General features: G+C 71.1%; 8 protein-coding genes. 4 read left to right on the forward strand and 4 right to left on the reverse strand.

Going from position 1 to position 9140, the window contains the following annotated elements; genetic code table 11:
* Positions 1–129: 129 nt before the first annotated feature.
* Genes QZW52_RS17230 through QZW52_RS17240 form a run of 3 tightly spaced genes read right to left on the reverse strand, consistent with a single transcriptional unit; the run spans position 130 to position 5196 of the window.
* On the reverse strand, positions 130–1209 hold the full coding sequence (locus QZW52_RS17230; protein WP_294000968.1) for an alkene reductase: 1080 nt from the start codon (positions 1207–1209) through the stop codon (positions 130–132).
* A gap of 56 nt (positions 1210–1265) precedes the next feature.
* Complete coding sequence (locus tag QZW52_RS17235) at positions 1266–2564, reverse strand: NRAMP family divalent metal transporter (protein WP_294000970.1); 1299 nt, start codon at positions 2562–2564, stop codon at positions 1266–1268.
* Positions 2565–2580: 16 nt separating this feature from the next.
* A complete protein-coding gene (locus QZW52_RS17240; RefSeq protein WP_294000971.1) occupies positions 2581–5196 on the reverse strand; it encodes an ATP-binding protein in 2616 nt (871 codons plus the stop codon).
* Positions 5197–5331: 135 nt separating this feature from the next.
* Between QZW52_RS17240 and QZW52_RS17245 the strand changes: the two genes are divergently transcribed.
* Entirely contained in the window at positions 5332–6216 is an 885-nt protein-coding gene (locus QZW52_RS17245; protein WP_294000972.1) for a BON domain-containing protein, read from the forward strand.
* A gap of 188 nt (positions 6217–6404) precedes the next feature.
* Complete coding sequence (locus tag QZW52_RS17250) at positions 6405–7154, forward strand: response regulator (RefSeq protein WP_294000974.1); 750 nt, start codon at positions 6405–6407, stop codon at positions 7152–7154.
* On the opposite strand, the gene QZW52_RS17255 is transcribed toward QZW52_RS17250, so the two are convergent.
* On the reverse strand, positions 7148–7384 hold the full coding sequence (locus QZW52_RS17255; protein WP_294000976.1) for a hypothetical protein: 237 nt from the start codon (positions 7382–7384) through the stop codon (positions 7148–7150). The genes QZW52_RS17250 and QZW52_RS17255 overlap by 7 nt on opposite strands.
* A gap of 145 nt (positions 7385–7529) precedes the next feature.
* Here QZW52_RS17255 and QZW52_RS17260 point away from each other — a divergent pair, with 145 nt between their 5' ends.
* The gene (locus QZW52_RS17260; RefSeq protein ID WP_294000978.1) at positions 7530–8867 is read left to right on the forward strand and encodes a PQQ-dependent sugar dehydrogenase; all 1338 of its coding nucleotides are present in this window, start codon (positions 7530–7532) and stop codon (positions 8865–8867) included.
* A 17-nt stretch (positions 8868–8884) separates the two neighbouring features.
* Positions 8885–9140 (forward strand): cytochrome b (locus QZW52_RS17265; protein ID WP_294000980.1); only part of this gene is annotated, 256 nt, incomplete at its 3' end.

The following is a 9140-nucleotide window of genomic DNA, read 5'->3' on the forward strand; positions in this document are numbered from 1 at the left end:
CGGGCAGGAGATCGACGTGCAGGGCGGCTTCGAAGCCGGCAGAGGCGGAATGGAGCTGGCGTGGGCGCATGGCGGCATTTTCGCCGAGGCCCGCGCCAGTCCGTCGGCGCATGGGGAATCGCGGGGGGATTACTGTCCGGCGAGCGTCGGGTAGTCGGTGTAACCCTGGGCGCCGGGGGTGTAGAAGGTGCCGAAGTCCGGTGCGGTCAGCGGCGCGCCCGACTGCATCCGTGCGACCAGATCCGGGTTCGAGAGGAAGGGCCGACCGAAGGCGATGAGGTCGGCCTGACCCGCGGCCAATGCCTGCTCCGCGCTGGCGGCGTCGAAGCCACCGGCCAGGATGAACGGCCCGGCGAACGCCGCCCGCAGCGCCGCCTTCAGCTCGGCCGGCACCGCGGGCGCGCCCATCGCCGAGTGGTCCAGCACATGCACGTACATCAGCCCGAGCGTGGAGAGTTCCTGCACCAGCGCGAGGTACTGCGCGTCCACGTCGGCGAACGGGCCGGTGCCGTTGAACACGCCGTGGGGCGACAGGCGGATGCCGACGCGCTCGGCGCCGATCGCGTCCGCCGTGGCGCGGGCGACTTCGAGGGCGAAGCGGTTGCGGCCCTCGATGCTGCCGCCGTAGCCGTCGGTGCGGGTGTTGACGTTGGCGTTGAGGAACTGCTCGATCAGGTAGCCGTTGGCGGCGTGCAGCTCGATGCCATCGAAGCCGGCTTCGATCGCCAGCCGGGCCGCCTGCGCGTACTCACCGACGGCGTGGGCGATGTCGGCCTCGGTCATGGCGCGGGCGGGGGTGTGCGGCTGCATGCCAAGGGCATCCACGTACATCTCGCCGGGGCAGGCGCCGTCCACCGGGCCGACCACTTCCGCGCCGGCGGGCAGGTTGGCAGCGTGGGTGACGCGGCCGGTGTGCATGAACTGGATGACGATCTTGCCGCCCTGCGCGTGGACCGCGTCGGTGACGAGTTTCCAGCCGGCGACCTGCGTGGCGTTGAACAGGCCGGGGATGCGGGCATAGCCGAGGCCGTTCGGCGAAGGCGACGTGCCCTCGGTGACGATCAGGCCGGCCGTGGCGCGCTGGGCGTAGTACGTGGCCATCAGCGCGTTCGGGGTGCTGGACTCGACGGCGCGGCTGCGGGTCATCGGGGCCATGGCGGTGCGGTTGCGCAGGGTCAGGGCGCGGACTTGGACGGAATCAAACAGCATGGGGGCACTCTTGTCGGGTGGGACGGGGTGGAACAGACCGGGCAGATGGTGCCGCTTCACCAGGAAGTCAAGAGCATGAAGCCGACCGCCGCCGCCATCACCGCCGTTGCGGACCAACCGAAGAAGCGGTGCCGCCGGCTGATGGTGAGCGCGCCCATGATGCGGCTCGACTGCCCGATCCACAGCATCGCCACCATGATCGGCACCGAGATCACGCCGTTGACGATCGCGCTCCAGACCAGTGCCTTGATCGGGTCCAGCTCGAAGGTGCTGCCCAGCGTGCCGATGAGGGTGGCGGCGATGATGATCGCGTAGAAGCCGCGCGCCTCATGGAAGTCGTGCGACAGCCCGGATTTCCAGCCCAGCACCTCGCTGACCGCATACGCCGCCGAGCCGGACAGCACCGGCACCGCCAGCAGCCCCGTGCCCACGATGCCCAGCGCGAACAGCACGAAGGCGAACTCGCCCGCCACCGGCCGCAGCGCCTCGGCCGCCTGCGCGGACGTCTGGATGCTGGTGACGCCGTGCTCGTTGAGCGTCACCGCGGTGGCGATGACGATGCAAACCGCGATGACGTTGGAGAAGACCATGCCGACGTAGGTGTCCTGCTTGATGCGCGAGAGGTGTTCGGCGGCGTACTCCGGGTGCGCGCGCAGGGCGGCGGCTTCTGGGCGGCGCAGGTTGTCCTCCACCTCCTGCGCGGCCTGCCAGAAAAACAGGTAAGGACTGATGGTGGTGCCGAGCACGGCGACGACCATCGCGGCGTAGTCGCTGCGCGTCACGCCAGGCGGGAAGTAGGCCCACGGGTTGAGCGCCTCCGTGAACGCCTGCTTCCACGGCACATGGACCGAGAGAATCACCGCCACGTAGGAGAACAGCGCCAGCGTCAGCCACTTGAGGATGCGCACCGTCTTTTCGTAGGAGAAGACGACCTGCCCGGCGATGCTCAAGGCGCCGAAACCGAGCATCCACGGCACGATGTGCCCGCCCACGACCATCCGCACCGCTTCGGCCATCGCGCCGATGTCGGCGGCGATGTTGATGGTGTTGGCCACCACCAGCAGGCCGACCAGCGTGCGCGTGACCCAGCGCGGACACACCTTGGCGATGTTGGCCCCCAGCCCCTCGCCCGTGACCCAGCCGATGCGCGCCGACAGCATCTGGATGCCGATCATCAGCGGCGTGGTCAGCAGCAGCGTCCAGGCCAGACCGAAGCGGAACTGCGCACCGGCCTGGGAGTAGGTCGCGATGCCGCTGGGGTCGTCGTCGGCGGCGCCGGTGATCAGGCCGGGGCCGAGGCGACGGGCCAGATCGTGGACGGTGGTGGGCTTGCGGTTGGGCGCCAGGAGGGACATGGGGCGGGCCTTCGGGTCACGGGGTCACGGGGGAGTCGGGTTCAACGCCAGGGCGTGCAGTGTCGGACAAACCCAGTGTCAGCGCGATGACGCGCGCCAGTTCCGCCCGCGCCAGCGGCTTCTTGAGCAACACCGTGACCCCCGCGCTGGCGGCCCGCGACGCCAGTTGCGGCCCGCCGTAGCCACTGGCGAGCACGACCGGCAGAGCAGGCCGTAGGGCATGCACCGCCTGGGCCAGCGCCGTGCCGGTCAGCTCGGGCATTACCTCGTCGGTCAGCAGCAGGTCGAAGCGATCCGGATCGCGCGTGAACTCGGCCAGCGCCTGCGCACTCGACGCGAATCCGATCGGCTCGTAGCCCAGCTCCGCCAGCAGTTCCTCCGCCAGCGCGACCAGCCCCGGCTCGTCGTCCACCACCAGCACGGTCTGCCCGCGGCCCTGCGGCGCATCGGCATCGGCATCGGCATCGGCATCGGCATCGGCATCGGCATCGGCCTGGCGCACGTCATCGGGCAGCGCGTCCACACAAGGGAAATACAGCAGGAACCGCGACCCCTGGCCGGGCGCGCTCTGCACGTCGATCGCCCCGCCCAGATCGACCATCACCCCATGCACCACCGCCAGCCCCAGCCCGGTGCCCAGGTGCGGCCCGCGGGTGGTGAAAAACGGCTCGAACAGGCGGGCCATCACCTCGGGCGCGATGCCGGCGCCGGTGTCGCGCACGGTCAGCCGTGCATAGCGCCCCGGCGCCAGCGTGCGGTCGAACAACTGCCGCGGCACCACCAGCCGCACCTCGGCCAGCTCGACCCCCAGCGTCCCGCCCTGCGGCATGGCCTGCAGCGCGTTGGTGCAGAGGTTCATCGCCGCCTCGTAGACCATGGTCACATCGCCGGAGATGACGGCCTCGGGCGCGTGCAACTGCCGGTCGAGCCGCACCGGGGCCGGCAGCGACGCCGCCAGCAGTTGCAGCACCTCGTCGATCACCGGCTCCAGCCGCAGGTGGACGCGCGCGCGCGGCGTGCCCCGGCTGAACGAAAGGATGCGCTCGACCAGGGCTTTGCCGCGCTGGCCGGCCTGCAGGATGTGGTCGAGGTGGCGGGACTGCGCCGAGCCATCGGCCACCGCGCTGCGGGCCAGTTCGCCGAAGCCGATGACGGCGGCGAGGATGTTGTTGAAGTCGTGCGCCACGCCGCCGGCCAGCGTGCCGAGGGCTTCGAGCTTGCGTGCGCGCTGGAGCTGCGCTTCGAGCTGCTGGTTGCACTGCCGGGCCTCGACCTCGGCGGTGACATCGGTGCCGGTGCCGCTGAACAGCCGGGCGGTGCCGTCGGCGTCGCGCCAGGCGTGGCCGCGCGAGCGGACGTGGCGCCACGGACCACCGTCCGGATCCTGGCCGTGGACTTGGCGCACGCGGAAGGTGAAGTCGAAGGTCTCGTTGCCGTGCCCCTGCTGGTGGGCCTGCAGCACGGCGCGCACCGGTTCGACATCGTCCGGGTGCAGATGGTGCAGGTGCAGCAGCCCGTCCGGCCCGTGCAGGATCTCGTCCGGCGCCATGCCGAGCAGCTCCTTCATGCGCGGCGAGAGGTGGTTTTCCTGTGCGCGGACATCCCACTCCCAGTGGCCCTCCTGCGCCGCCTGGAAGGCCCGCACCGCCCGCGCCTGCTCGGTGGCCAGCGCCGCCTGGGCCTGTCGCCGCAGCGCCTGCTCGCGGGCATTGCGCAGCGACAGGAACAGCGTCATCGCCAGCGCCGACAGCGCGAAGGAGCCAACCAGCCACGCCTGTTCGGTCCAGTCCGCCAACGCCGCCCCGGCATCGCGCGAGACCACCACCGACAGCGGAAAGCGTTGCAGCCGGTGCAGCGCCACCAGCCGCTGGCGGCCGTCCGGCAGCGTGACCAGGCGCGGCGTCTCGGGCAACGGATCGGCCCGCAGCGGGTCCAGCACGGACGCAGGCAGCAGCCGCGCCGCGCCATCGCCGGGGCCGTCGGAGACCAGGGCATGGTCGTTGCGGTACAGGGCCATGGCGACATCGGGCTGCGGGGCGATGCGCTCGAAGCCGCCATCCAGGAAACCGGCATCGGCCACCAGCACCACCACACCCCGGAACTGCCCCTGCCGGTCGCGCCAGTCCATGGAGACACCGATGGACGGGTGTCCGTCGAAGCGGCTGACGAAAGGGGTGCCGACAAAGAGCGTCTGCTCCCGACCTTGGCGTGCGGCGAGGAAGAAATCGAGCTGCGCCACCGGCGGACCCTGCCCGGTCTCCTCGCGCGAAGTGGCCAGGCGCCGGCCCTCGGCATCGACGATCACCAGCGCGCGGAACATCGGCAGAGCGGCGGCACGGGCGCGCAGGAAGTCGTGGGCGCTGGCACTGGCGGGGTCCAGCAGCCCGTCGCTCAGCTCGGCCCGCGTCGCCCCGAGGATGGCGTCGGCCACCCCGAGCGTGCTGTCGGCCTGCACGGCCATCGCCGCCGACAGCGAGGCCAGCGCCTGCAGCTCGCCGGCCAGCGTCTCGCGCCGCAGTGTCCACAGGCCCCAGCCCACCGTGGCCGCCACCACCAGCTCGACCAGCACCACCAGCAGCACACCGCCCGTGCGCAGCGGGCTGCGGCCATGGTCAGGGTCGATCGTTGTCATCGCGTCCTCGGTTGCATTGCATCTGAAATCTGCGCTGCGGCCACTGTAATCCGGTGGTGACGGGTGGCTCCGAAGATTCAGTCACCCCAGCAAGTCGCTGCGGATTGCACCAAACCTCGCCACGAAGGAACGACCATGACACCGCGCTTCAACCAACTCCTCCTCGCTGCCGCCTTGCTGACCGGCTTCGCTGCCGCCCAGGCCGGCACCGCCAGCGGCGCCACCGCGGCCGATGTCGCCCTGGCCACCCGCGTGCAGACCGCACTCCAGCAGGCCCGCCCCTTCCAGACCAAGGCCGCCGACGTGACCGTCACGGCCGCCAACGGCCAGGTCCAGCTCTCCGGCTTCGTGGGCTACACCAGCGACGAGGTGCCCGCCCGTGCCATCGCGGCGGCCGTGCCGGGCGTGCAGTCCGTGACCTCGACCCTGCACGCCTGGTCCACCGCCACCGACCCGAACCTCGGCCTGCCCGCGCTCACCACCAGCGCCGCCACCGGCCCCGCCATGAGTCCCAGTGACGCCGCCCTCGCCACGCAGGTCAAGACCGCCCTGCTGCAGGCCGCCCCCCTGCAGAACCACGGCACCGACGTGGACGTGACGGCCACCAACGGCCAGGTCAACCTGTCCGGCTTCGTGGGCTACACGACGGACGAAGCCCCGGCGCTGGCCATCGCCGCCGCCGTGCCGGGGGTGCAGGCCGTGACCTCGACGCTGCGCGCCTGGTCCACCGAAACCGACCCGAACCTGGGCGTGGTGCCGGTGGTCTCCAGCCGCACCGAAGCCGCACCGGCGATGAGCCCGAGCGACGCTGCCCTGGCCGAGCGGGTCAAGGCCACGCTGCTGGAAACCGCCCCCTTCCAGGAGCCGACCGTCGATCTCGTCGTCACCGCCCGCAATGGCCGGGTGGACCTGTCCGGCTGGATCAACCTCGACACCGACGAGCTGCCGGCCCGCGCCATCGCGGCCCGCGTGTCTGGCGTCAAGGGCGTCACTTCGCACCTGCACGCCTGGGCGACCTGAATCCTCCGGTCCACGCCGGATCCTTGTTCGATCCACGCCCGACGGCCCGCGCCGTCGGGCGTTTTGCATTTCTTGACTGACCGACAGGGTCAAGGCAACGCGCGCGCTGCACGATAGAGTCAACGCCACGCCACGCCACGCCACGCCACGCCACGCCACGCCACGCCACCCGACAGGACCAGACCTCCGTGACCCCTGAAGCCCCCGCCGACGCCCGCTCCCTCGGCCACATCCTCGTCGTGGACGACGACCCCGCCTTGCGCACGCTGCTGAGCGAATACCTCGGCGACAACGAACTGCGCGTCACCGCGGTGGCCAGCGGCCGCGAGATGCACGCAGTGTTCGACCAGGAGGCGATCGACCTCGTCGTGCTGGACCTGCGCCTGCCGGGCGAGGACGGGCTGCAGCTCGCGCGGGCCTTGCGCGAGCGGGCGACGGTGCCGATCGTGCTGCTGACGGGCAAGGCGGAGGAGGCCGACCGGGTGATGGGGCTGGAACTCGGTGCCGACGACTACGTGACCAAGCCGTTCAGCCCGCGGGAGCTGCTGGCGCGCATCCGGGCGGTGCTGCGGCGCTACCAGGTGCAGACCGAGCTGCCGGCGCGCGACGACAAGCGACGCGCCTTCCGCTTCGCCGCGTGGGAGCTGAACCTGCGCACGCGCAAGCTGGTCGATCCGGCAGGGCAGAAGCTCGACCTGAGCAACGGCGAGTTCAGCATGCTGGCGGCGTTCTGCGGGGCGCCGCAGCGCGTGCTCACCCGCGACCAACTGCTCGGCCTGTCCCGGCTGCACAACGCGGAGGTGTACGACCGGACCATCGATGTGCAGATCCTGCGCCTGCGCCGCAAGATCGAGGCCGATCCATCCCGGCCACAGCTCATCGTCACCGAGCGCGGGGCGGGGTACTGCTTCAACGTGCCGGTGGAGTCGCTCTACTGAGGCGGCAGCGGCTTCGATCGCCCCAGCCGCATCAGCACCCACCCGGCCAGCGCCCCGCCGCCCACGGCCAGCACGACGCCGCGCCACGGAATGCACGGCACATGGACCTGCCGCGGCGCGGGTGGGCTGTCGGCCTGCGCCGGCACGCTGCCCAAGGCCAGGCCCAGCGCGGCCAGCAGCACCGCACGCCGGGCGGCGGTGGTGGACAGCGGGACAGCGTGGCGCGTCATGGCGGGCGTTCGGGCAGCAGGTGGACGGATGGGCACTGTCGCCCACCGAGTCCGCCCGGCGATTGCAGCGCGGGACCGTCCGATGACAGATGCAATCTGCAGCGCGCCGCGTAACATCCGCACTCCCTAGCAGAGGAGTCACGCCGTGAGCCTGTCGAACGCGTTTGCGCAGATCGTTGCATTGGCGGGCAGTGCCGCCATCCGCTGGCGCCGCCGGCAAGGCCCCACGCCTGCACAGGCCATCGGCACCGCCCCGACCATCCCGCAAGCGCGCCCCCAAGGCCGCATGCCCACGCTGAAAATGCCCACCGCCAAGGGCTGGGCACCCGGCCACACCCCGACCGCCGCCCCCGGCCTGCAGGTCAACGCCTTCGCCACCGGACTCGACCACCCGCGCTGGATGCACGTCCTGCCCAATGGCGATGTCACCGTCGCCGAAGCGTGTTTCCTGCCCGGCGAGGTCAACTCGCTGTTCGACCACGCCATGGTCAGCACCATGAAACGCGCCGCCGCCACCGGCATCAGCCCGAACCGCATCACGCTGCTGCGCGACACGGACAGCGACGGCGTGGCCGAGACGCGCGAGACCTTCCTGTCCGGCTTGAGCCAGCCCTTCGGCATGGTGCTGCTGGGTGAGACCTTCTACGTCGGCAACACCGATGGCGTGGTGGCCTTTCCCTACACGCCAGGCGCCCTGCGGATCAACGCCACCGGCCGGCCCGTGGCCTCGTTCAAGCCTGGCGGCCACTGGACCCGCAGCCTGCTGCCCAGTCCGGACGGCCGCACGCTCTACGCCGGCGTCGGCTCGCTGAGCAACATCGCCGAAAGCGGTTTCGACGTGGAGCAAGGCCGTGCCTGCATCTACGCCATCGACCTCGCCACCGGCCACAGCCGCACCTACGCCGCCGGGCTGCGCAACCCGGTCGGGCTTGCGTGGGAACCGACGACCCAGGCGCTCTGGACGGTGGTGAACGAACGCGACGGCCTGGGCGACGAAACCCCGCCGGACTACCTCACCTCCGTGCGCGACGGCGGCTTCTACGGCTGGCCCTACAGCTACTGGGGCGGCACGGTGGATGACCGCGTGCCGCAGGACACCGCCGCCGTCGCCCGCGCCATCGCCCCCGACTACGCGCTCGGCGGCCACACCGCGTCGCTCGGCCTGTGCTGGATGCCGGCCGGCACCCTGCCCGGCTACCCGGACGGCATGGTCATCGGCCAGCACGGCTCCTGGAACCGCAGCACCCTCAGCGGCTACCGGGTCATTTTCATCCCCTTCGTCCATGGCAAGCCCGCCGGACCACCGCGCGACATCCTCAGCGGTTTCCTCGCGCCGGACGAGTCGGCGTCCTACGGGCGGCCGGTCGGCGTGGTGATCGGGGCGGATGGCCGCAGCCTGCTGGTGGCGGACGATGTCGGCAATGCGATCTGGCGGGTGACTGCAGCAACATTCCATTCATCCGGGCAGCCCACAATCTCCTGAAACTCCCAGGTGACTCCATGAAACCCAGCACCCGCTACGACACCCTCAGCCAGGCGCTCCACTGGATCACGGCCATCGCCGTGGTCATCGCCTTCATCCTCGGCCCTGGAGGCTTCGGCCGCCAGATGCACGACGGCCTGGACCCTGCCACGCGCAGCGACATCGTCTGGCACGAGTCACTCGGCATCCTGGTGCTGGTGCTGACGGTGGCGCGGCTGCTGTGGGTGGCGGTGCGGCCGGCGGCGCCGACGTTCGAGATGGCGGGCTGGATGC

It is taken from the genome of Sphaerotilus sp., from assembly GCF_013299175.1.
Taxonomy (GTDB): domain Bacteria; phylum Pseudomonadota; class Gammaproteobacteria; order Burkholderiales; family Burkholderiaceae_C; genus Sphaerotilus.

Excerpts from the sequence above, each read along its gene's own strand:
- QZW52_RS17245 (WP_294000972.1), top strand. The coding sequence starts at position 5,332 with ATGACACCGCGCTTCAACCAACTCCTCCTCGCTGCCGCCTTGCTGACC.
- QZW52_RS17240 (WP_294000971.1), bottom strand. The coding sequence starts at position 5,196 with ATGACAACGATCGACCCTGACCATGGCCGCAGCCCGCTGCGCACGGGC.
- QZW52_RS17235 (WP_294000970.1), bottom strand. The coding sequence starts at position 2,564 with ATGTCCCTCCTGGCGCCCAACCGCAAGCCCACCACCGTCCACGATCTG.
- QZW52_RS17230 (WP_294000968.1), bottom strand. The coding sequence starts at position 1,209 with ATGCTGTTTGATTCCGTCCAAGTCCGCGCCCTGACCCTGCGCAACCGC.
- QZW52_RS17255 (WP_294000976.1), bottom strand. The coding sequence starts at position 7,384 with ATGACGCGCCACGCTGTCCCGCTGTCCACCACCGCCGCCCGGCGTGCG.